Genomic DNA, 21,387 nt, shown 5'->3' with positions numbered 1-21,387 from the left:
ATGCGGTTACCGTGGTGGACCATGACGGTTTCCCTGTGCACCCCCGAAGACCTCCCGGAGCTGCTCGGCTCGGCCGCGGCGCTGTTCGCCGAGGACGGTGGCCGCCGGGATCCGTTCATGGACACCGGCTGGCCCGCCCGCGACGGCGCGGCCTACTACTCGGCCCTCATCGGCGACCCGCGCTGCCTGTGCCTGCTGGCCGGCGGCGGCCACCTGATCGGACGGCTGCGCTCACCGGATCCGCTGCGGCCCGCCGCCGTCACCGCCGTCCTGGAAAGCATGCGCGTCGGCCCCGCGCACCGCCGGTCCGGCGCCGGCACCGCCCTGGTCCGCGCGTTTCTCGCGTGGGCCGCGGAAAACGGCGCTAACGAGGTCACCGTGCAGGCTTACGCTGCCAACGAAGGCGCCTTGGCGTTCTACCGCGCGCAAGGCTTCGAGCCTTTCGAGCTGACCTTGCGTCACCGGAACGGGTGGCTATCCACAGTGGACAGCTCGCACTAGCCTCGGAGGCCGAGCGAGGAGGGTGGGACATGACGGCCACCGCGGAGGTCGCCCGCGAGCCGGGACCCGCGCCGCTGAGCAGGGCACGGGTCAACGCCGTGTTCGGCGCCGTCCTGCTCGGGATGCTGCTCGCCGCGCTGGACCAGACCATCGTCGGCACCGCCCTGCCCACCATCGTCGGCGACCTCGGCGGCGCCGGGCACCTGTCCTGGGTCGTCACGTCCTACCTGCTCGCCGAGACGATCATGACCGTGGTCGTCGGCAAGCTCGGCGACCTGTTCGGCCGCAAGCTGATGTTCCAGCTGTCGGTGCTCGTGTTCGGCGCCGGCTCGTTCTGCGCCGGGTTCGCCGACAGCATGGTCTGGCTGATCGTCTGGCGCGCGGTGCAGGGCCTCGGCGGCGGCGGGCTCATGGTCACCTCGACCGCGCTCATCGCCGACGTCGTGCCGCTGCGCGAGCGCGGCAAGTACCAGGGCGTGCTCGGCTCGGTGTTCGGCGTGGTCACCGTGGCCGGCCCGATGCTGGGCGGCTTCTTCGTCGACCACCTGTCGTGGCGGTGGGCGTTCTACGTCAACATTCCGCTGGTCCTGGTGGTGCTGGTGGTCGCGTCGTCGGCGATGCCGAACGCGCGTGCCGCGGTCAAGCCGGTCGTCGACTACCTCGGCATCCTGCTCATCGGCCTGGCCGCCACCGGGCTCACGCTGGTGACGAGCTGGGGCGGCACGCAGTACGCGTGGGGCTCGCCGGTGATCATCGGGATGGCGGCGGGCTCGGTGGTGCTGCTGGCCGCGTTCGTCTTCGCGGAGCTGCGCGCGAAAGAGCCGATGCTGCCGATGCGGCTGTTCCGCAACCCGGTGTTCACCGTCGGCGGGGTCATGAGCTTCGTCGTCGGCTTCGCGATGCTGGGCGCGTTGTCCTACCTGCCGACGTACATGCAGTACGTCCAGGGCACGTCGGCGACGTCGTCGGGAGTCCGGCTGCTGCCGATGGTGCTCGCGCTGCTCGTCGCGTCGATCGCCGCGGGCAACGCGGTGAGCCGCACCGGGCGCTACAAGATCTTCCCCCTGGCCGGCGCCGCGGGCATGACCATCGGGCTCTACCTGCTGTCGTGGCTCGACACCGGCACCGGGTTCTGGGAGGCGTCGGCGTACATGGCCGTGCTCGGCCTGGGCATCGGGCTCGGCATGCAGGTGCTGACCATCGCCGTGCAGAACACCGTCGACTACGCCGACCTGGGCGTCGCCACCTCGGGCGTGACGTTCCTTCGCTCGATCGGCAGCTCGTTCGGGGCGGCGATCTTCGGCACGGTGTACGCCAACCAGCTGACCCCCCACCTGGCGCACGCGGTCGCCGCGTTGCCACCGGGCGTCGATCCGCGGGCGGTGCAGGTGCCGACCGCCCTGCACGCGCTGCCGGAGGCGGTGTCGGCGCCGGTGATCCGGGTGTACAGCGACTCGCTGCACGTCGTGTTCCTCGCCGCCGCACCGGTCGGGCTGGTGGCGTTCGCGCTGGCGTTCTTCCTCAAGGAGGTCCCGCTGCGCGACACGGCGCGGGCGGCGGCGCCGGACCTCGGCGACGGCTTCGCGATGCCCGAGGCCCGGACGGACGACCGCGAGCTGGAACGCGCGGTCGCGACCCTGTTCTTCCGCGAGCGCCGCCAGGTCGCCCCGGCGATCGTCGAACGGGCCGGTGCCGGCCTCGACGAAGGTGGCATCTGGTGCCTGCTGCAGGTCCACCTGCGGCAACGCCGTGGGGAGCCGGCGACCCTCCGGGCGATCGGCGAGCACTTCGGCGTGCCGGCACCGGTGCTGGAACCGGCGTTCAACCGCCTGGAGCTGACCGGGCAGCTGCGCTACACGCGCGATGGCTGGGACTTGACCGACGCGGGCCGCGCGGAGTTCGCCAAGGTGACCCGCGCCTGGCACGACTGGCTGGCCGAGCGGCTGGCCGACTGGGGCACGGGCGACCGCGCCGAGCTGGACGCGGCGATCGGCCGGGTCGCGGCCCGGCTGCTGGACCAGAGCGCCGAATCGCGGGCGTACGGGCGGCACGCGCTCGCCTGAGTCAGCGGCGCCAGAAGTCGTGCGGGGTCCGGCCCGGGCGGAAACCGCACGCCTCGACCAGCGCCGCCGCCTCCGCGAAACCGTGCCCGACGAGTGCCGGCTCGTGCGCGTCACTGCCGAACGCGACCGCGTCGCCGCCTGCCTCGAACCACCAGCGCACCACCTCGCCCGGCAGCGGCACCTTCGTGTTGACCTCCAGGGCCCGGCCGCTCGCCGCGAGCGCCCGCAGCACGGTGCGGAACTCGTCGGCGAAGTCCGCCGCCGCGAACGGCGGCGCCGCCGCGGGCCAGGACCGCAGCGCGTAATCGATGTGCGCGAGCACCGCGAAGCCCGCTGACGACTCGACCAGGTCCAGCACCTCCGCCAGGTACGCCCGCAGCAGGTCGCCCGGCGGCCGGTCCGCGACCACCGTCAGCTCCTGGTGGTGCTCCCCGTCCGGCAGGGAGTGCACCGAACCCAGCACGCGGTCGAAGTCGTGGGCGGCCAGCAGCGCGTCGGCGCGCACCCGGTGCCAGTGCGGCTCGCTCAGCTCCACACCGGAGAGGATCAGCAGATCCGGGAACCGGTCCCGGCATTCGGCCACGCAGGCCAGGTAGCCGGAGACGTCGAGGTCGGGCGGCTCGAGGACGCCGTCGGGCCGCAGCCGCACCGTGAAGTGGTCCGGCAGCAGCGGCCGGACCGGCTCGGGGATCAGCCACGGCGTCAGGTCCGCGTGCTCGGTGAACGCCACCGACGGCAGCCCCAGCGCGAGCGCCCGCTCGCACGAGCCGATCATCGACCCGGTCATGGTGTCCCAGGACCATTCGGTGTGGACGTGCCCGTCCGGCGGCAGGCGCATGAACCCACGGTAGCGGGGGTTTCGGGCTAGGGTCGGGGCCATGGCGCAGAAGTCGGCGGCGGTCGAGCTCGAGGTCGGGCACCGGACCGTGCGGATCTCCAACCCCGACCGGGTGTACTTCCCGGCCCGCGGCGAGACGAAGCTCGACCTGGTCAACTACTACCTCTCGGTGGGCGACGGCATCGTCAACGCGCTGCGCGAGCGGCCGTGCATGCTGCACCGGTTCCCGTCGGGCGTGGCGGGGGAGAAGGTCCACCAGAAGCGCGTCCCGCACGGCGCGCCGCCGTGGCTGGAGACCGTCCGGGTCGACTTCCCGCGCTACGGACGGCACGCCTACGAGCTGTGCGTCACCGAGCTGGCGCACGTCGCGTGGGCGGTGCAGATGTCCACAGTGGAGTTCCACCCGTGGAACTCGCGCCGCGCCGACACCGAGAAGCCCGACGAGTGGCGCATCGACCTCGACCCGATGCCCGACTGCGGCTTCGACCGCGTCCGCCGGGTCGCGCACGTCGCCCAGGAGGTTCTCGACGAGCTCGGCGCGGTCGGCTGGCCGAAGACCTCCGGCGGCCGCGGGCTGCACGTCTACGTCCGGATCGAGCCCCGTTGGGGGTTCTCGGAGGTCCGGCGGGCGGCTCTCGCCTTCGCGCGCGAGGTGGAGCGTCGTGCTCCGGACGACGTCACGACGACCTGGTGGCGCAAGGACCGTGACCCGCGGATGCTGTTCGTCGACTACAACCAGAACGCCCGTGACCATACGATCGCCAGCGCTTACTCCGTGCGGGGTAACCCGGAAGGCACGGTTTCGACGCCGATCCGGTGGGACGAGATCGACGACGTCGAGCCCGGTGACTTCACCATCGCTACCGTGCCGGCGCGCTTTGCCGAGCTGGGTGACCTTCATGCCGGGATCGACGGCGCTGTCTTCTCCCTCGATCCGCTGCTGGAGTGGGCCGAGCGTGATGGTGTCGAGGAGCCTCCGGAGCCGGACTGATGTGGTTCCCGGCTTTCCTGCTTTCCGCAACCCCGAAGCGCCATTGTGACTACGGCTTCGGATTCGGGGTTGCGGGTCTGGGTTTCTTGGCTGCCCGGTCAGTCCAGGCGCTCGATGATCGTTGCGTTGGCCAGGCCGCCCGCTTCGCACATCGTCTGCAGGCCGTAGCGGCCGCCCGTCTGCTCCAGCACCGACAGCAGCGTTGTCATCAGCCGGGCGCCGCTGCCTCCCAGTGGGTGGCCCAGTGCTATCGCGCCGCCGTTCACGTTGACCTTCGCCAGGTCCGCGCCGATCTCCGCCTGCCAGGCCAGTACCACGCTGGCGAACGCCTCGTTCACCTCGAACGCGTCGATGTCCGATACCTCCAGTCCCGCGCGCGCCAGTACCGTGCGCGTTGCCGGGATGACGCCCGTCAGCATGTACAACGGGTCGTCGCCGGCGACCGCGAAGCTGTGGATGCGGGCCCGTGGCCGCAGGCCCAGCGCTGCCGCCGTCTCGCTGCTGGTGATCATGAGGGCCGCCGCGCCGTCGTTGATCGGTGACGAGTTGCCCGCCGTGACGTGCCAGCCGAGGTCCGGGAACCGCCGCTCCCAGACGTCCGCGCGGAACGCGGGCTTGAGGCCGGCGAGGATCTCGGGTGTGGTGGCCGGGCGGACCGTCTCGTCGGTCGTGACGTCCACGAGGGCGCCGTCGGGACCCGGTGCCTTGAGCGGCACCACCTCGCCCGCGAACTTGCCCGCCGCCCACGCCTTCGCGGCGCGCTGGTGGCTTTCCGCGGAAAACTCGTCCAGCTGCGCCCGGGTGAAGCCCCACTTGGCGGCGATCAGCTCCGCGCTGATGCCCTGCGGCACCAGGCCGTCCGGGTAGCGAGCGGCGATCTGCGGGCCGAACGGGTCCCGCCCGGCCACCTGGCTGCCCATCGGCACCCGGCTCATCGACTCGACACCGGAGGCGATCACGACGTCGTACGCGCCGGCGATGACACCCTGCGCGGCGAAGTGGACGGCCTGCTGGCTGCTGCCGCACTGGCGGTCGACGGTCACCGCGGGCACCGACTCCGGCAGCCCGGCCGCCAGCGCGGCCCAGCGGGCGGTGTTCGTGCTCTGCTCGCCGATCTGGCCGACGGCGCCGCTGATCACGTCGTCGACGCGCGCCGGGTCGACACCGGTGCGCTCGAGCAGCGAACGCAGCGCGTGGGCGTGCAGGTCGACCGGGTGCACCCCGGCCAGTGTGCCGTTGGGCTTGCCCTTGCCGATCGGGGTCCGTACCGCGTCGACGATCACCGCGTCCGTCATGGCGTCTGCCTCCTCGCAGATCGGGGATGCCTTCGGTATACGCCCGGTGAGTTGGATTCCACAACTCGCTTGTTCCCCAGGTCACAGTCGCGTGACGTGCTAGGTTGGGTTTTCAATCCCAGGGAGGTGGCATGGTCCGGCGCGGTCGCGAATGCTCGGTCGCCGAGGCCCTCGAGGTCGTCGGCGAACGCTGGAGCCTGCTGGCGCTGCGCGAGATCATGCTGGGCGAGCGGCGGTTCAACCGGATCGCGGAGAACACCGGCGCCAGCCGAGACATCCTGGCGGCCCGGCTGCGCAAGCTCGTCGACGCGGGCGTGCTCGAGAAGGTGCAGTACGAGGACCACCCACCGCGCTTCGAGTACTACCCGACCGAGGCCGGCCGCGCGTTGCAGCCGATCCTGCTGGGGTTGATGGCATGGGGCGACAAGTACGTCCACCGGGGCGAACCGCCGACGTTGTGGCGCCACGCATGCGGCGAGGTACTGACACCGGCGACGGTCTGCGCGCACTGCGGCGACCCGGCCGACGCACCCGGCACCCGCGCGATCCGCCTGGGCGCCGTGCGCTGAGCTGCGGCGGGACGGCTGCGCGCTCGGTGTTCGCGTGATGCGGCTGGGCGCCGTGCGCTGACATTCCGCGGTTGGCCTGCGCCTCGGGATCTTCGCGATCCGGCTGGGCGCGGTGCGGTGCCCTGCGGTCGGTGGCCTGCGCCCGGGATCCCGCGATCCGGCTCGGCGCCAGGCGCGGAAGGCCTGCGCGCCCGATTCTCGTGCGATCCAGCTCCGGCGTGCGCTGACATTCCGGGGGCGCCCGCGCGCCGGGATCCCGGGATCCGGCTCGGCGCCAGGCGCTGAGCTTCGTGGGCGCCCGCGCGGCGATCCACCCCACCTCCCTCCGCCAGAAACTTCGCTGCCAAGGCCTCCTCGCCTCCCCGCGAGGAGGCCTTTCGGCGTCCGGGCGTTGACTTGAGACCCACGTCACTGTAACTCTTGAACGAATCAGTGCAAGAACCTGACAGATCGACGAGAAATCAAGGCAACTGTCAGGAACATCCTGCCCAGCCCTCGACGAAGAGGTGCCCATGACGGCTGTTCCGTGCTGCCCGCGCGCGCCACCGGACCGCGCCCGCTGCGTCCGTTCCCCGGTTCTGCTCGTCTCCACCCGTCTCCCTCCCTCCCCGGATCAGAGGAACCCCATGAGAACGAAGCGACTTCTGTCGCGCGCGGCGACCTGCGCCGCCCTGTCCCTCGTCCTGGCCACCCCCGCCGTCCCGGCGAGCGCCACGCCCGCGGCCGCCCCGGCCGTCCAGCCCGCCGCCCAAGCCGCCGTCGCCACCTACACCGCCAGCAGCCAGCTCGCCGGCTATCCCGCCTCGAACGCCGGCGACGGGAACCAGGACACCTACTGGGAAAGCACCAACAACCAGTTCCCGCAATGGATCCAGGCCGACCTCGGCGCCCCCACGGACGTCGCGCAGCTCGTGCTCAAGCTGCCCGTCGCGAACTGGGGCGCCCGCACCGAGACCTTCAGCGTGCAGGGCAGCACCGACGGGACGACCTTCACCGACCTGAAGCCCTCGGCCGGCTACCTGTTCGACCCGGCCAAGGCCAACACGGTCACCGTGGACGTCACCGGCAAGCCCCGGTTCGTCCGGTTGAACGTCAGCGCCAACACCGGCTGGCCCGCCGCGCAGCTGTCCGAGTTCGAGGTGCACGGCCCGGCCGGCGGGGACACGCAGCCGCCGTCGGCGCCGGGCAACCTCGCCTACACCCAGCCGTCGAGCGGCCAGATCCGGCTCACCTGGTCGGCCTCGACCGACAACACCGGCGTCACCGGCTACGACGTCTACGCCAACGGCCAGCTCCGCGGCAGCGTCGCCGGAAACGTCCTGACCTACACCGACAGCCAGCCCGACAGCGCGACCGTCGCCTACTTCGTCCGCGCGAAAGACGCGGCGGGCAACCAGTCGGCGAACAGCAACACCGTGACGCGCACCGGCACCCAGGCCGGCACGAACCTCGCGCTCGGCAAGCCCATCACGGCGTCTTCGGCGCAGTACGACTTCGTCGCCGCGAACGCCAACGACAACTCCCTGACCACGTACTGGGAGGGCGGTGGCGGCACCTACCCGAACCTGCTGACCGTCGCGCTCGGCTCGAACGCCGACCTGAACCAGGTCGTCGTCAAGCTCAACCCCGACCCGGCCTGGGGCCCGCGGACGCAGACGATCGCCGTCGAAGGCCGTGAGCAGAGCAGCTCGGCGTTCACCACGCTCGTGCCCGCGCAGACCTACGGCTTCGACCCCGCGACCGGCAACACCGTGACGATCCCCGTGGGCGGCCGCGCCGCCGACGTCCGCTTGCGCGTCACCGCCAACTCCGGGGCCGGCGGCGGGCAGGCCGCGGAGTTCCAGGTCTTCGGCGTCCCGGCGCCGAACCCCGACCTGACGATCTCGGGTGTGTCGTGGTCGCCGCAGAACCCCGTGGAGACCGACGCGATCACCGCGTCCGCGACCGTCCGCAACGCCGGGACGGCCGCCTCGGGCGCGACGAACGTCAACCTCTACCTGGGCACCACCAAGGTCGGCACCGCGAACGTCGGCGCGCTCGCCGCCGGCGCGTCCACGACGGTGTCGGCGAACATCGGCACCCGGGACGCGGGCAGCTACCAGCTGACCGCGAAGGTCGACGAGGCCAACGCCGTCATCGAACAGAACGAGGCCAACAACTCCTACACCGCCTCCACCGCGCTGGTCGTCAGCCCGGTCCAGAGCTCCGACCTCGTCGCGGCCACCTCGTGGTCGCCGGACAACCCCGCCGCGGGCAACGTCGTCACCTTCAGCACGACGCTGCGCAACCAGGGCACGATCGCGTCGGCAGGCGGCGGGCACGGCGTCACGGTGACGATCGCCGACCAGAACGGCACCGTCGTGAAGACGCTGACCGGAAGCTACACCGGGACCATCGCGCCCGGAGCGACCGCGGCTCCCGTCACCGTCGGCACGTGGAGCGCGGCCAACGGCCGGTACACCGTCAAGACCGTCGTCGCCAACGACGCCAACGAGCTGCCGGTGAAGCAGGGCAACAACACCGGCACGCAGGCGCTGTTCGTCGGCCGCGGCGCGAACATGCCCTACGACATGTACGAGGCCGAGGACGGCGTGGTCGCCGGCGGCGCCGCGGTGGTCGGCCCGAACCGCACGATCGGCGACCTCGCGGGCGAGGCGTCGGGACGCAGGGCCGTGACGCTGAACTCGACCGGCGCGTCGGTGGAGTTCACCACCCGCGCGGCGACCAACACGCTCGTCACGCGGTTCTCCATCCCGGACGCGCCGGGCGGCGGTGGCATCAACGCCACGCTGAACGTCTACGTCGACGGCACCTTCCTCAAGGCGATCGACCTGACCTCGCACTACGCGTGGCTCTACGGCGCCGAAACCGGGCCGGGCAATTCACCGGGCAGCGGACCGCGGCACATCTACGACGAGGCCGGCATGCTGCTCGGCACGACCGTGCCGGCCGGGCACAAGATCAAGCTGCAGAAGGACGCGGCCAACAGCACGAACTACGCGATCGACTTCGTGAACTTCGAGCTGGCCACCGCGCAGGCCAACCCGGACCCGGCGCACTTCGCGGTCCCGGCCGGCTTCACCCAGCAGGACGTGCAGAACGCGCTCGACAAGGTGCGGCAGGACACCACCCTCACCGGGGTCTACCTGCCGGCCGGGAACTACTCGCTCTCGAGCAAGCTGAACGTCTACGGCAAGCCCGTGACGGTCACCGGCGCGGGGCCGTGGTTCACGAAGTTCTCCGCGCCGTCCGGGCAGGAGAACACCGACATCGGCGTCGACGTGCAGGCGAGCGCGAACGGCTCGACGTTCAGCGGGTTCGCCGTGTTCGGGAACTACACTTCCCGGATCGACGGCCCCGGCAAGGTGTTCAACCTGACCGATGTCGCGAACCTGACCATCGACAACATCTGGGTGGAGCACCAGGTCGTGATGGTGTGGGGCACCAACGTGGACAACACGACGATCAAGAACTCCCGGATCCGCGACACCTTCGCCGACGGGATCAACCTCACCAACGGCAGCACCGGCAACCACGTCACCAACAACGAGGCCCGGTCCACCGGCGACGACAGCTTCGCGCTGTTCGCCGCCACGGACATCAACCAGGGCAACCAGTACGACAACGTGTTCGAGAACCTGACCTCGCTCACCCCGTGGCGCGCGGCCGGGCTCGCGGTGTACGGCGGGTACAACAACACCTTCCGCAACTTCTACATCGCCGACACGCTGACGTATTCGGCGATCACGATCAGCTCGCTCGACTTCGGCTACCCGTTCCTCGGGTTCGGGCCGCCGCCGACGACGGTCCAGAACGCCTCCCTCGTCCGCGACGGCGGCCACTTCTGGGGCCAGCAGACCTTTCCGGCGATCTGGCTGTTCTCCGCGTCCAAGGAGTTCCGCGGGATCCGGGTGTCCGATGTGGACATCCAGAGCCCGACCTACAGCGGCGTCATGTTCCAGACCAAGTACGACGGCACCACGCCGGAGCACCCGGTCGAGGACACCGTGCTGACGAACGTGTCGATCACCGGCGCGCACCGCAGCGGGGACGCCTTCGACGCCAAGTCCGGGATCGGCATCTGGGCCAACGAGCTGCCGGAACCGGGCCAGGGCCCGGCCGTCGGCTCGGCGACCTTCACCGGGCTGACGCTGAGCGACAACGACCAGGACATCCGCAACACGACATCCACCTTCACCATCATCCGCACCTGAGCGCCGCCGGTGCCCGCCGGGAAGCCGTTTCCCGGCGGGCACCTTCGTGCCAGGATGACGCCGGAGGTGGTCGACGTGCGGATCCTGGTCACCGGCGGCACCGGTCAGCTGGGCGGCGCGGTGGTGGCGCGGCTGCGGGCGGCCGGCGAGGAGGTCCGCGTGCTGAGCCGGCGGGCCTCGCCGGACGTCGTCCCCGGCGACCTGCGGACCGGGCGCGGCATCGACAGCGCCGTGGCCGGGACCGACGTGGTCGTCCACTGCGCCACGGACTACTTCGGGCGCGAGGCGGCGCTGGCGCGCACGCTCGTCGAAGCGGCGCGCTGGGCGAGTGCCCCGCACCTGGTCTACGTCTCGATCGTCGGCGTCGACCGCGTTCCGCTCGGCTACTACCGGGCGAAACGCGAGACCGAAGAGCTCATCGCCGGATCCGGGCTGCCGTACACGATCCAGCGGGCCACGCAGTTCCACGCGCTGGTCCGGACCCTGCTCGCCGGCGCGGCCCGGCTGCCGGTGGTGCCGGTGCCGCGCGTCTCGTTCCAGCCCGTCGACGTCCGGGACGTCGCGGAACGGCTCGCGGACCTGGCGCTGGGCGACCCCTCGGGCCGCGCGGACGACTTCGGCGGCCCGGAGATCCTGCCGGCCGCCGAGCTGACCGAGGCCGTCCTGGCCGCGAGTGGCCGGCGTCGCCGGACCGTCCCGGTGGCCGTGCCGGGGGAGACCTTCCGGGCGTACGCGGGCGGCGGGCACCTGGCGCCGGACCATCGTGAAGGGAAGATCACGTTCGCCGAATACCTCGCCGAGCAGGCCGACGCGGGTGCGTTGCGCTATCGGAAGCGGTGACGGTTGCCTTCGGTATAACCGTATAGCAGACTGACTGTATGACCGAATTGCGCTGGGCGACGTTCGACTGCTTCGGCACGCTGGTGGACTGGCGGCACGGGATCACGACCGGGCTCGAGCTGCTGTTCCCCGGCCGTGGCGCCGAGCTGCTGGAGATCCACAACCGGATCGAGCCGCAGGTCCAGGCGGAGAAGCCGGTGCGGCGCTACCGGGAAGTGCTCGCCGAGTCGGTGCGGCGAACGGCGGCCGAGGCGGGGCTGGAGCTGGCGCCCGACGACGCGTCGGTGCTCGGGACCGGGCTGCCGTACTGGCCGGTGTTCCCGGACACCCGGCCCGCGCTCACCGCGTTGCGCGAAGCGGGCTGGCGGATCGCCCTGCTGACCAACTGCGACCGCGACCTGATCGGCGAGACCCAGCGCCGGCTGGCCGTGCCGATCGACGCGGTGGTGACCTCGGAAGACGTCGGCTCGTACAAGCCGGGGCACGCGCATTTCGAGCGGTTCGCGGCGTCGTTCGGCGCCACTCGGGACACCTGGGTGCACGTCGCGCAGAGCCACTTCCACGACATGGTTCCCGCGCAGGCGCTGGGCATCCCGCGGGTGTGGATCAACCGGCACGGCGACCCGCACGACCCGTCGATCGCCGACGCCGTGCTGCCCGGCCTCGGCGACCTGGTGGCGACGGTGGAACGGGTGCACGGCTCCTGATGGTGCTGCAGACGACGAACACGCGGGACGCGCTGGTGGCGGAGGTGCGCCACCGGATCCTCAGCGGCGAGCTGGAACCGGGCAGGCCGCTGACGGAACAGGGCCTGGCGACGACGTTCGGCGTGGCCCGCCCGACGGTGCGCTCGGCACTTCAGGAACTGGTCGCGCGGCACCTGGTGGAGCGTGCGGGGGGCCGGTCGCTGCGCGTACCGGTGCTGACCGACGACGACGTGCGGGACCTGTTCACGGTCCGCCTGCCACTGGAACTGACGGCTGCGCGCCTGATCATTTCCCAGGGGCGTCCCTTGGCCGGGGCATCGGCGGCCTTGGCGGCGCTGGAGGCGTTGCCACCGGAGGCGGGGTGGAGCGAGCGGGTGGCAGCGCACACGGAGTTCCACCTGGCTCTCGTCGCCGCGGCGGGCAGCACCCGGCTGAACCGGATCTACCCGCCGCTGCAGGAGGAGATGCAGCTGTGCCTGGCCCGCCTGCGCGGGTCGTACCCGGACCCGGCGGAACTGGCGGTGGAGCACCGGCGCCTGCTGACGGCGATCGCCTCCGGAAACCCGGCAAGCGCTGAGGCGGAGCTGCGCGACCACCTGGCCCGCGCACGGGACGGCTTGTTGACGACCTGACTGCGTTCTCAGGCCCGGCGGGTGCGGAGGTGCTCGACTTGACCCGGCGTCACGCCTCACGCGCCTTGTGCGCCGGGAACAATCCAGCCCACAGCGCCGCCCAGTGGCGTGGTGCCCGGCGGTCCGCGCGGCCGCGCCGTACCACGGGCGGCGGGCCCGCCCGGTACTCCATCTCCACCCGCACCCAGTCGTAGATCCAGTCGCCGCGCATCGTGTCCTCACTCCTTCGTCCGAGGACCCACGGTCGTCCTGAGGGCACCCTCGCGGCATCGGGTGAACACGCACTCCCGGCCACCCGCACCCCTTACCCGCGCTCCGCACCGGGCATTACCGTGACCACGGTGACCGCGACCACCTACCTCTTCGTGCCCGGTGACCGTCCGGACCGCTTCGGCAAGGCCGTCGCCGCCGGTGCGGACGTCGTGATCCTCGATCTCGAAGACGCCGTCGCCCCGGCCGACAAGGACACCGCGCGCGCCGAGGTCGCCGCCTGGCTCGCCGAGAACCACGCCATGGTCCGGATCAACGCCCCAGGCACGCCCTGGTTCGACGCCGACGCCGCGTTGGTGGCCGCGCGCGGCGTCCCGGTGCTGGTGCCGAAGGCCGAGACGCCCGGCGTGCTGACCGCGTTCCGGGAAGTCGTGGCCCTCGTCGAGACCGCGCGCGGGGTCGAAAGCGCCGGGGAGCTGGCCGCCGCCCCGTCGGTGACGCGGCTCGCCTTCGGCAGCGTCGACCTGGCCGCTGAGCTCGGCGTGGCCCCCGAGGATCCGGAGCCGTTCGCCTACGCGCGCTCGCGGCTCGTGATCGCGTCGGCGGCGGCCGGGCTCGCGCCGCCGGTCGACGGCGTCACCACGGATCTGCGCGACGACGAACGGCTCGCGGCCGACGTCCGCTACGCGCGCCGGATGGGCTTCGGCGGCAAGCTCTGCGTCCACCCGCGGCAGATCGAGCCGGTCCGCGCCGGCTTCGCGCCGACCGAAGCCGAGCTGGCCTGGGCCACGAAAGTGCTCACCGCGGGCGCGTCGGCGTCCGCTGTGGACGGACAGCTCGTGGACCGGCCGGTGCTCGCGCGGGCCCGGCGGATCCTGGGCGCGTGACGCCTCAGACGACGCCCTGACGCCGCAACTCCGCCGCGTCGAAGCCGAACTCCGTCAGGACGGCGTCCGTGTGCTCGCCGAGCGCCGGCACCGGGTCCATCCGCGGCGCGCGCCCGGGGACGGTGATCGGCGGCAGCGTGGCGCGGACCGGCCCGCCCGGCGTCGCGACCTCCGCGAACCGCTCCCGCGCCGTGAGCTGGGGGTGGGCCAGGACGTCGGGCAGCTCGCGGCGGCGGGCGTGCGCGATCCGGCCGGCGCTCAGCCGTGCCTCCAGCTCGGCGCCGGTCAGCGTCGCGACGATCGCGTCGATTTCGCGTTCGAGCGCCGGCCGGTTGGCGACGCGGGCGCTTCCGGTGGCGAACCGCTCGTCGGTGACCCATTCCGGCCGCCGGACGACGTGCTCGCAGAAGGCCGCCCACTCGCGTTCGTTCTGCACGGCCAGCACCAGCTCGGTGCCGTCGCCGGCGGTGAAGGTGCCGTAGGGGGCGATCGCCGGGTGGCTCGTGCCGGTCCGCGGCGGCGGCGTGCCGCCGTAACCGGCGTAGTAGAGCGGGAACCCCATCCACTCGACGAGCGAGTCGAACAGGCTGACCTCGAGCTCGGTGCCGCGCCCGGTGCGTTCCCGCTCGTACAGCGCGGACAGGATGCCGGAAAAGGCGTACATCCCGGCGCCGATGTCCGCGGCCGGGATGCCGCTCTTGGCCGGTTCGGACGCCGAGCCCGTCACCGACACCAGCCCGGCTTCGGACTGGATGAGCAGGTCGTACGCCTTCGCGTCGCGGTACGGGCCGCTCGATCCGTAGCCCGAGACCGAGCAGGTGATCAGCCGCGGCCGCGCCGCACGGATCCGCGCGGCGCCCAGCCCCAGCCGTTCGGCGACGCCGGGCGCGAAGTTCTGGACGAACACGTCGGCCCGGTCGAGCAGGGCCGCCATGACCGGCTCCGCGGCGTCGCTCTTGAGATCGAGGGTGACGCTTTCCTTGGACCGGTTCAGCCAGACGAAGTGACTGGATTGGCCGTGCACGGTTTCGTCGTAGGCACGCGCGAAGTCGCCGCCGCCGGGCCGCTCGATCTTGAGCACCCGGGCCCCGAGGTCGGCGAGGTGCCGGGTGGCCAGCGGCGCGGCGACGGCCTGTTCGCAGGACACGACGGTGACGCCGTCGAGAGGCAGGGAGGGCATGGCCGCATCCTGCCATCCCGCCGCCGGCCGAGCTCAGCCGTTCCCGAGCGTGCCGATGTTGCCGCTGGCGACGCCGTCGCCCTCGGCGGTGGCTTCCTTTGAACACCTTTGCCGTCGGCTCCTGGCTGGTGCTCGTCATCCCGTCGGTGGTGCAGGTGATGGTCGCGGCCTTGCCGGTCCGGGCCACCTTGTACCCGACCGTGTGCTTCGCGGCCGCCTGCTCGCCGGTGCCAGGGTGGGCCGCGGCGGCGGCCACGCTGGTCGGCACCACCGGCGGCGCGGTCGGCAGCGAGCCCGCGGTGTCGGCGACGAGCGACACCGGACGCGGCCGCCCAGATCACGCAGATGACGAGGCCGATCGCGGAGAGCACGACACCGGCGATCGCGAGCCCCTTGTTGCTGGCCACGCCCTTGTTCGCCTGGCTCACCCCGACGAAGGACAGGACCCGGCCGACGATCACCGGTGGCCAGGCGATCACCCCGATCAGCGGGATCGGGGAGAAGATCAGGCCGACGAGCGCCGGTTCACAGTGGACCCGGCTAACGCGGCACCACCGTGAACCGGCGCAACCGCAGCGCCGGGTTCTTCGCCCGGACCTGCGTGATCCGTTCCGCGGACACCTCGCCGACCGCCACGCCCGTCTGCTCGCCCAGCGACGTCACCACCACGCCCATCGGGTCGACCAGCATGCTGGTGCCCGACCCCGTCGGCGCCGCCTGGCCCGCCGCGGCCACGTAGAGCGTGTTCTCGATCGCGCGGGCGCGGACCAGCGTGCTCCAGTGGTACTCCTTCAACGGCCCGGGCACCCACTCCGCCGGCAGCAGCACCACCTGCGCGCCCGCGTCGGCGAGGCGGCGCGTCATCTCAGGAAAACGCAGGTCGTAGCACGTCTGCAGGCCGAAGCGGACGCCGTCCACTTCGAACGTCTCCGGCTCGGTCAGCTCGCCCGCGCGGACCACGTCGGACTCGCGGAAGCCGAACGCGTCGTACAGGTGGATCTTGCGGTACAGCGCCGCCACGGTGCCGTCCGGGGCGGCCGCCACCAGTGTGTTGGAGATCCGCGTGCCGTCGAGGCGCTCGTTCATCCCGCCGACGATCGCGACGCCGCGGTCCCGGGCCAGCGACCGGAGTCCCGTCACGAACTCGCCGTCGAGGTCCTCGGCGGACTCGACGAACCGGTGGTCCATCGCCGGGACCGTGAACATCGCGTACTCGGGCAGCACCACCACCCGGGCGCCGCGGCCGGCCGCGTCGCCCGCCAGCTTCGTGATCTGCGCGAGGTTGGCGGCCTTGTCGGCGCCGGGCGCGAACTGGGCCAGAGCCACGAACGTCATGGGATTTCCTTCCGGGGAGCGGCGGGCATGCGGTCGAGCCTGCCGAGCACGACCGTGTAGCAGAAGATGCCGGCGAGCAGCACCACGCCGGTGACCAGGAACGCGCCGGCGAACGAGCCCGTCACGTCGACGACGGCGCCGGTGACGATCGGCGCGGCGATGCCGATCAGGTTGGCGACGAAGTTGACCAGCCCGCCGAGCGTGCCGGAACAGCCTTCCGGCGCGATGACGGCCACGATGCTCGACCCGGCGGGCACCGAAACGGCGAGCCCGGCGGCGCCGATCGAGAGGAACACCAGCGCCACCGCGACGGAACCGGCGTACGCGGCCCCGGCGACCGACAGCGACACCAGCATGCTGACGACGAGCACGATCCGCCGTGCCTTGGTCTCGTCGCCGCTGCGGGCGATCAGCCGGTCCAGCACGATCCCGCCGACGAGGAACTGCGCGAGCACGGCCACCAGCCACGGGATCATCGTGTAAAGACCGCCGGCCAGCAGCTTCACGCCGAACTGCTTCTCCAGGTAGCCGGGCAGCCAGGTCAGCAGGACGTAGTACGCGTAGGTGTAGGACGCGTACCCGAGGGCGAGCCCCCATGTCTTGCGGCGGCGCAGGAGGTTGCCGAGCCCGGTCAGCGAACTCGGCGTGGGCGCGTCCTCGTCGTCCGCGCCGCCCTCGCGCAGGTAGGCGAACTCCGCCGGCGACAGCCGCCCGCGGGCGAGGGCCTGCTTCGGCGTCAGGTAGAGCAGCCACCACACCAGCAGGTACCCGAGGCTGAGGATCCCGGTGAACACGAAGGCGGAGTGCCAGCCGAACGCCGTCACCAGGAAGGCCATCACCGGGATGCCCAGGACGTTGGAGATCTTGGCGCAGCCGTCGAAGATCGCCGTCGCGCGACCGCGCTCGGCACGCGGGAACCACTGGCCGATCGCCTGCCAGCCCGCCGGGATCGTCGGCGCTTCGCCGAACCCGAGCACCAGCCGGGACACCATGAGCAGGCCGAGCCCGCCCGCCGACGCGGTCAGGAACGACGCGACGGCCCACAGCAGCGCGGCCGCGCGGTTGACCCAGCGGACGCCGATCCGGTCGATGATCGCGCCGATCGGCAGCTGCAGCACCGCATACGTCCACAGGAACGCCGACGCCACGACCCCGAGCTGGGCCGCGCTGAGGTGGAACTCGCGCATCATCTCGGGCCCGGCGATGGACAGGTTGACGCGGTCGACGTAGTTGACGAACGAGCCGACGCCGAGCACGCCCGCGATCGTCCAGCGGGTCCGGCCCGCGGTGCGGGTTCTGCTCTTCTCGGCGGTCGTCATCGCGCCTGCTCCGCGAGCGCCGTGGTCTCCTCGAAGGCCGCGGTGAATCCGGCGGCGAGGGCGCCGTGCTGCATGGTGAGCGCCAGCTGCCCGGCGCCGTTGGCGAGGGCGAACTCCTTCTCCGCCCGGCTCCACGCGGGAAGGATCCACGGCTTCCCGGCGGCGCGGGCGGCGTCGGCGACGCGCTTCAGGTCGGCGAAATCGCCTTCCTCGCGGGTGTACGCGCCGCGTTCGCGACGCAGCGACAGGTCCGACGGGCCGACGAACACACCGTCCACTGTGTCCAGTGCGAGGATTTCGGCGACGTCCTCCAGTGCGCCCGCGTCCTCGATCATCGGCAGGCAGCGGGTGCGCCGGTCCTGCTCGGCGACCCAGGCGTCGGTGAAGCCGCGGTACCCGGTGGTGCGGCCGCCGGCGAAGCTGCGGTCGCCCAGCGGCGGGAACTTCGCATACGCCGTGACGGCCTTCGCGTGCGCGGCGTTCTCGACGTGCGGGATGACGACCGCGTCGGCGCCGAAGTCGAGGGCCTGCTGGATCGGGCCGCGTTCCGGGCCGAGGACCTTGGCCAGCACCTCCAGCCCGAGCGCGCGCAGGAACGGGATGAACCGCTCGAGGTCCGCCAGGTCGAAGGCGCCGTGCTCGATGTCGAGGACGGCGGCGCCGTAGCCGATCCCGCGGGCGATTTCGGCGGCCGCGAAGCCGGGGTCGGAGAGCCAGACGGCGTAGCGCCGGTCGGCGGGGACTGGGGACATCGGGGACCTCCTGCGCGGACGACGGTAGCTCCGATCGTTGTGTGCACCGTGTATACACGATGGATATCGTTCGGTCCAGACGCTAAGCTGGCCGCCGAACGAGGGGAGAGGCATGACGACCAGCGCTCCGTCCGGCCCGGCGCGCGACCGCGTGTACGCGTGGCTGCGCGACGGGATCATCGCGGGCGAGCTCGAAGGCGGGCGGTTCCTGGACGAACAGTGGGTCTCGGGGGTGGTCGGGGTGTCGCGGACGCCGGTCCGCGAGGCGTTCCACCGCCTGGCGGCCGAACGCTTCATCAGCCTGCTGCCGCGCAAGGGCGCGCAGGTCCGGACGGTCACCGCGCGCGAGCTGGAGGAGGTCTACCAGAGCCGTCGGCTGATCGAAGGCCATGCGATCACCCAGGTCTGCGCGGCGCGGGCGGGGGCGCCGGCCGAGATGGCCGGCCTGATCGAGGACATGGACCGGGCCGGGAAAGCGCGTGACTGGTTCGCCGTGTCGGGCCTGGACCGCGCGTTCCACCGCGCGATCGTCAACGCCGCGGGCAACTCGGTGCTGACCGAGCTGTACGACACGCTGCGGTCGCGCCAGCAGCGGGTCGCCGTGCGCGCGCTGGAGGCCCGGCCGGAACGGCTGCCGGTGATCGACGCCGAGCACCGCACGCTCGTGGCCGCGCTCGACGCGCACGACGCCGACGAGGCCCTGCGCGTGCTGAACCAGCACCTGCGCCCGGTGTCGGAGGTCGTGTCGGCCCTGGGCCGCGGCTGATCCCACGGACAGCGGTACCGCCCCGGCGAATGATAGGAATGGCCGGTGACCGAACCGAACCTGATCGAAGCCGCCGCGGCCGAGGCCGTCACGCTGACCAGCGAGCTCATCCGCATCGACACGACCAACACCGGCGACCCCGACACGCTGGTCGGCGAGCGGGCCGCGGCCGAGTACGTCGCGGAGAAGCTGACCGACGCCGGCTACGAGATCACCTACGTCGAGTCGGGCGGCAAGAACCGGCACAACGTGATCGTCCGGCTGGAGGGCGCCGACCGCTCCCGCGGCGGCCTGCTGATCCACGGCCACCTCGACGCCGTGCCCGCCGATCCGTCCGAGTGGTCGGTCCACCCCTTCTCCGGCGCGGTCCAGGACGACTACGTCTGGGGCCGCGGCGCGGTCGACATGAAGGACATGTGCGGGATGGCGCTCGCGCTGGCCCGCCACTACAAGATCAACAACATCGTGCCGCCGCGTGACCTCGTCTTCGCCTTCCTCGCCGACGAAGAGGCCGGCGGCAAGTACGGCGCCCAGTGGCTCGTCGAAAACCGGCCGGACCTGTTCGAGGGCGTCACCGAGGCGATCAGCGAGGTCGGCGGCTTCTCGATCACGCTCAAGGACGACGTCCGCGCCTACCTGATCGAGACGGCGGAGAAAGGCATCCGCTGGATGAAGCTGCGCGTGCGCGGCACGGCGGGCCACGGCTCGATGATCCACCGCGACAACGCGGTCACCAAGCTCTCCGAAGCCGTCGCCAAGCTCGGCAACCACCGTTTCCCGCTGGTGCTCACCGACTCCGTGAAGGAGTTCCTCGCCGGCGTCACCGAGATCACCGGCTGGGACTTCCCCGAGGACGACCTCGAGGGCTCGGTCGCCAAGCTCGGCAACATCTCGCGGATGATCGGCGCGACCCTGCGCGACACCGCCAACCCGACCATGCTGACCGCCGGCTACAAGTCGAACGTCATCCCGTCGGTCGCCGAGGCCGCCGTCGACTGCCGGATCCTGCCCGGCCGCCTGGAGGCGTTCGACCGCGAGCTCGACGACCTGCTCGGCCCGGACATCGAAAAGGAGTGGATGGAGCTGCCGCCGGTCGAGACGACGTTCGACGGCGCGCTCGTCGACGCGATGAGCGCCGCGGTGCTGGCCGAAGACCCGGGCGCGAAGACGCTGCCGTACATGCTCTCCGGCGGCACCGACGCGAAGTCGTTCCAGCAGCTCGGCATCCGCAACTTCGGTTTCGCGCCGCTCAAGCTGCCCGCCGACCTCGACTTCTCGGCGCTGTTCCACGGTGTCGACGAGCGGGTCCCGGTCGAGGCGCTGAAGTTCGGCACCCGCGTGCTGGACCGGTTCCTGCGCTCGAGCTGATGACCGCGTTCGCGCTCGCCGACGGCACGTCCCTGCAGGTGGTCCGCAGGGGCGACCCGGCCGCGCCGGTGACCGTGGTGTTCGTCCACGGCTACGCGCTCGACCAGCGCAGCTGGGGGCGGATCGCGCCGCTGGTGCCGGACGCGGCCGACGGTCCCGTGGCCGTGCTGACCTACGACCAGCGCGGCCACGGCGGATCGGGGCGGGCGCGGCGCGGCACCGCGACCATGGCCCAGCTCGCCGACGACCTCGCCGAGCTGCTGGCGGGCGAAGTACCCGAAGGCCGGGTGGTGCTGGTGGGGCACGACATGGGCGGCCTCGCGATCATGTCGCTGTCCCAGCGGCACCCGGAGCTGTTCGCCGCGCGGGTTTCGGGCCTGGTGCTGCTCGCGACGTCGTCGGGCACTCTCGCCACGGAGGTGTCGGCGACCTGGCCGAACGCGCTGGGCAAGCTGGCCCGCGACCTCGAGGCGGTGCTCGGCTCGAAGCTCTTCGGCGTGGTGCGCGAGCACACGAGCCGGGCGGTCAGCGCGGGCCTGCGCTGGTGGCTGTTCGGCGACGACCCGGACCCGGAGCTGGTCGAGCTGACGGTGAAGATGATCCGCGGCAACTGGCCGCACACCGTGTCGCTCTTCCGCCCGGCGCTGGACGCCTACGCGCGCGACGCCGCCTTGGCCCAGGTCAGCGGCCTGCCGGTGACGGCGATCGTGGGGGAGCGGGACCGGATCGTCCGCGCATCGGACGTCGAGCAGTGGGTCCGCGGGCTCGACGGCGGGACGACGGTGGTGCTGCCCGGCGTCGGGCACGTCGTCCCGCTGGAGGCGGCGGCGCAGGTGCTGCCACGCGTGGTGGCGCTGGTCAACGCGAGCTACCGACAAAACCGAAGTTCTTGACAACTTCTGTGTTCGGCTGGAGGCTGG

At 71.9% G+C, this 21,387-nt stretch carries 20 protein-coding genes; 13 read left to right on the top strand and 7 right to left on the bottom strand.

The features are described from left to right. Positions 1 to 21 precede the first annotated feature (21 nt). The gene (locus BT341_RS27195) at positions 22 to 501 is read left to right on the top strand and encodes a GNAT family N-acetyltransferase (protein WP_072478981.1); all 480 of its coding nucleotides are present in this window, start codon (positions 22 to 24) and stop codon (positions 499 to 501) included. A 29-nt stretch (positions 502 to 530) separates the two neighbouring features. After that, positions 531 to 2,564 carry an MFS transporter gene (locus tag BT341_RS27190; RefSeq protein ID WP_072478980.1) on the top strand — a complete coding sequence of 678 codons (2,034 nt, stop codon included), beginning with the start codon at positions 531 to 533 and terminating at the stop codon, positions 2,562 to 2,564. Between the two features lies 1 nt (position 2,565). On the opposite strand, the gene BT341_RS27185 is transcribed toward BT341_RS27190, so the two are convergent. Further along, positions 2,566 to 3,402: a PHP domain-containing protein gene (locus BT341_RS27185; RefSeq protein WP_072478979.1), complete on the bottom strand. Its 837-nt coding sequence runs from the start codon at positions 3,400 to 3,402 to the stop codon at positions 2,566 to 2,568. 40 nt (positions 3,403 to 3,442) lie between these two features. On the opposite strand from BT341_RS27185, the gene ligD reads away from it, so the two are divergent. After that, positions 3,443 to 4,393, top strand: a complete 951-nt coding sequence (gene ligD, locus BT341_RS27180) for a non-homologous end-joining DNA ligase (protein ID WP_072478978.1) — start codon at positions 3,443 to 3,445, stop codon at positions 4,391 to 4,393. Positions 4,394 to 4,491: 98 nt separating this feature from the next. On the opposite strand, the gene BT341_RS27175 is transcribed toward ligD, so the two are convergent. Continuing rightward, positions 4,492 to 5,688 carry a thiolase family protein gene (locus BT341_RS27175; protein ID WP_072478977.1) on the bottom strand — a complete coding sequence of 399 codons (1,197 nt, stop codon included), beginning with the start codon at positions 5,686 to 5,688 and terminating at the stop codon, positions 4,492 to 4,494. Positions 5,689 to 5,819: 131 nt separating this feature from the next. On the opposite strand from BT341_RS27175, the gene BT341_RS27170 reads away from it, so the two are divergent. From BT341_RS27170 to BT341_RS27150, 5 genes are all read left to right on the top strand, one after another. Next, entirely contained in the window at positions 5,820 to 6,257 is a 438-nt protein-coding gene (locus tag BT341_RS27170) for a winged helix-turn-helix transcriptional regulator (RefSeq protein WP_072478976.1), read from the top strand. 626 nt (positions 6,258 to 6,883) lie between these two features. Continuing rightward, positions 6,884 to 10,471, top strand: a complete 3,588-nt coding sequence (locus BT341_RS27165) for a discoidin domain-containing protein (protein ID WP_072478975.1) — start codon at positions 6,884 to 6,886, stop codon at positions 10,469 to 10,471. Positions 10,472 to 10,525: 54 nt separating this feature from the next. Continuing rightward, entirely contained in the window at positions 10,526 to 11,311 is a 786-nt protein-coding gene (locus BT341_RS27160; protein WP_072478974.1) for an SDR family oxidoreductase, read from the top strand. Positions 11,312 to 11,349: 38 nt separating this feature from the next. After that, positions 11,350 to 12,018, top strand: coding sequence for an HAD family hydrolase (locus BT341_RS27155; RefSeq protein WP_072478973.1), 669 nt, complete (start codon positions 11,350 to 11,352; stop codon positions 12,016 to 12,018). Then, a complete protein-coding gene (locus BT341_RS27150; RefSeq protein WP_072478972.1) occupies positions 12,018 to 12,650 on the top strand; it encodes a GntR family transcriptional regulator in 633 nt (210 codons plus the stop codon). The genes BT341_RS27155 and BT341_RS27150 overlap by 1 nt, the downstream gene beginning before the upstream one ends. Before the next feature lie 49 nt (positions 12,651 to 12,699). Here BT341_RS27150 and BT341_RS45515 read toward each other — a convergent pair whose 3' ends face one another. Further along, positions 12,700 to 12,861 (bottom strand): hypothetical protein, encoded by a 162-nt coding sequence (locus tag BT341_RS45515; protein ID WP_177328904.1) that lies wholly within the window; start codon positions 12,859 to 12,861, stop codon positions 12,700 to 12,702. A 130-nt stretch (positions 12,862 to 12,991) separates the two neighbouring features. On the opposite strand from BT341_RS45515, the gene BT341_RS27145 reads away from it, so the two are divergent. Next, positions 12,992 to 13,747: an HpcH/HpaI aldolase/citrate lyase family protein gene (locus BT341_RS27145; protein WP_084743006.1), complete on the top strand. Its 756-nt coding sequence runs from the start codon at positions 12,992 to 12,994 to the stop codon at positions 13,745 to 13,747. A gap of 4 nt (positions 13,748 to 13,751) precedes the next feature. Here BT341_RS27145 and BT341_RS27140 read toward each other — a convergent pair whose 3' ends face one another. After that, on the bottom strand, positions 13,752 to 14,927 hold the full coding sequence (locus BT341_RS27140; RefSeq protein WP_072478971.1) for a CaiB/BaiF CoA transferase family protein: 1,176 nt from the start codon (positions 14,925 to 14,927) through the stop codon (positions 13,752 to 13,754). Positions 14,928 to 15,025: 98 nt separating this feature from the next. Between BT341_RS27140 and BT341_RS47680 the strand changes: the two genes are divergently transcribed. Beyond that, positions 15,026 to 15,487: a hypothetical protein gene (locus tag BT341_RS47680; protein WP_072478970.1), complete on the top strand. Its 462-nt coding sequence runs from the start codon at positions 15,026 to 15,028 to the stop codon at positions 15,485 to 15,487. On the opposite strand, the gene BT341_RS27130 is transcribed toward BT341_RS47680, so the two are convergent. The 3 genes from BT341_RS27130 to BT341_RS27120 are packed head-to-tail and all read right to left on the bottom strand — an operon-like array spanning position 15,468 to position 18,333. Then, complete coding sequence (locus tag BT341_RS27130; RefSeq protein ID WP_072478969.1) at positions 15,468 to 16,262, bottom strand: carbon-nitrogen hydrolase family protein; 795 nt, start codon at positions 16,260 to 16,262, stop codon at positions 15,468 to 15,470. The genes BT341_RS47680 and BT341_RS27130 overlap by 20 nt on opposite strands. Then, the gene (locus BT341_RS27125) at positions 16,259 to 17,581 is read right to left on the bottom strand and encodes an MFS transporter (RefSeq protein WP_072478968.1); all 1,323 of its coding nucleotides are present in this window, start codon (positions 17,579 to 17,581) and stop codon (positions 16,259 to 16,261) included. The genes BT341_RS27130 and BT341_RS27125 overlap by 4 nt, the downstream gene beginning before the upstream one ends. After that, positions 17,578 to 18,333, bottom strand: a complete 756-nt coding sequence (locus BT341_RS27120; RefSeq protein ID WP_072478967.1) for an HpcH/HpaI aldolase family protein — start codon at positions 18,331 to 18,333, stop codon at positions 17,578 to 17,580. Before BT341_RS27120 ends, BT341_RS27125 begins: the two co-directional genes overlap by 4 nt. A gap of 112 nt (positions 18,334 to 18,445) precedes the next feature. Here BT341_RS27120 and BT341_RS27115 point away from each other — a divergent pair, with 112 nt between their 5' ends. Genes BT341_RS27115 through BT341_RS27105 form a run of 3 tightly spaced genes read left to right on the top strand, consistent with a single transcriptional unit; the run spans position 18,446 to position 21,360 of the window. Beyond that, positions 18,446 to 19,099, top strand: coding sequence for a GntR family transcriptional regulator (locus tag BT341_RS27115; RefSeq protein WP_072478966.1), 654 nt, complete (start codon positions 18,446 to 18,448; stop codon positions 19,097 to 19,099). A gap of 45 nt (positions 19,100 to 19,144) precedes the next feature. Further along, a complete protein-coding gene (locus tag BT341_RS27110; RefSeq protein WP_072478965.1) occupies positions 19,145 to 20,467 on the top strand; it encodes a M20/M25/M40 family metallo-hydrolase in 1,323 nt (440 codons plus the stop codon). Continuing rightward, positions 20,467 to 21,360, top strand: coding sequence for an alpha/beta fold hydrolase (locus tag BT341_RS27105; RefSeq protein ID WP_072478964.1), 894 nt, complete (start codon positions 20,467 to 20,469; stop codon positions 21,358 to 21,360). Before BT341_RS27110 ends, BT341_RS27105 begins: the two co-directional genes overlap by 1 nt. Positions 21,361 to 21,387: the final 27 nt, after the last annotated feature.

This window comes from Amycolatopsis australiensis, assembly GCF_900119165.1.
In the GTDB taxonomy this organism is placed as follows: domain Bacteria; phylum Actinomycetota; class Actinomycetes; order Mycobacteriales; family Pseudonocardiaceae; genus Amycolatopsis; species Amycolatopsis australiensis.
Note: the sequence above shows the minus strand (reverse complement) of the source record. Positions and strands in the feature narration are given on the sequence as shown.

Excerpts from the sequence above, each read along its gene's own strand:
- BT341_RS27195 (WP_072478981.1), top strand. The coding sequence starts at position 22 with ATGACGGTTTCCCTGTGCACCCCCGAAGACCTCCCGGAGCTGCTCGGC.
- BT341_RS27105 (WP_072478964.1), top strand. The coding sequence starts at position 20,467 with ATGACCGCGTTCGCGCTCGCCGACGGCACGTCCCTGCAGGTGGTCCGC.
- BT341_RS27155 (WP_072478973.1), top strand. The coding sequence starts at position 11,350 with ATGACCGAATTGCGCTGGGCGACGTTCGACTGCTTCGGCACGCTGGTG.
- BT341_RS27175 (WP_072478977.1), bottom strand. The coding sequence starts at position 5,688 with ATGACGGACGCGGTGATCGTCGACGCGGTACGGACCCCGATCGGCAAG.
- BT341_RS27165 (WP_072478975.1), top strand. The coding sequence starts at position 6,884 with ATGAGAACGAAGCGACTTCTGTCGCGCGCGGCGACCTGCGCCGCCCTG.
- BT341_RS27115 (WP_072478966.1), top strand. The coding sequence starts at position 18,446 with ATGACGACCAGCGCTCCGTCCGGCCCGGCGCGCGACCGCGTGTACGCG.
- BT341_RS27150 (WP_072478972.1), top strand. The coding sequence starts at position 12,018 with ATGGTGCTGCAGACGACGAACACGCGGGACGCGCTGGTGGCGGAGGTG.
- BT341_RS27130 (WP_072478969.1), bottom strand. The coding sequence starts at position 16,262 with ATGACGTTCGTGGCTCTGGCCCAGTTCGCGCCCGGCGCCGACAAGGCC.
- BT341_RS27140 (WP_072478971.1), bottom strand. The coding sequence starts at position 14,927 with ATGCCCTCCCTGCCTCTCGACGGCGTCACCGTCGTGTCCTGCGAACAG.
- BT341_RS27125 (WP_072478968.1), bottom strand. The coding sequence starts at position 17,581 with ATGACGACCGCCGAGAAGAGCAGAACCCGCACCGCGGGCCGGACCCGC.
- BT341_RS27185 (WP_072478979.1), bottom strand. The coding sequence starts at position 3,402 with ATGCGCCTGCCGCCGGACGGGCACGTCCACACCGAATGGTCCTGGGAC.
- BT341_RS27190 (WP_072478980.1), top strand. The coding sequence starts at position 531 with ATGACGGCCACCGCGGAGGTCGCCCGCGAGCCGGGACCCGCGCCGCTG.
- BT341_RS27170 (WP_072478976.1), top strand. The coding sequence starts at position 5,820 with ATGGTCCGGCGCGGTCGCGAATGCTCGGTCGCCGAGGCCCTCGAGGTC.
- BT341_RS27160 (WP_072478974.1), top strand. The coding sequence starts at position 10,526 with ATGACGCCGGAGGTGGTCGACGTGCGGATCCTGGTCACCGGCGGCACC.
- BT341_RS27120 (WP_072478967.1), bottom strand. The coding sequence starts at position 18,333 with ATGTCCCCAGTCCCCGCCGACCGGCGCTACGCCGTCTGGCTCTCCGAC.
- BT341_RS45515 (WP_177328904.1), bottom strand. The coding sequence starts at position 12,861 with ATGCGCGGCGACTGGATCTACGACTGGGTGCGGGTGGAGATGGAGTAC.
- ligD (WP_072478978.1), top strand. The coding sequence starts at position 3,443 with ATGGCGCAGAAGTCGGCGGCGGTCGAGCTCGAGGTCGGGCACCGGACC.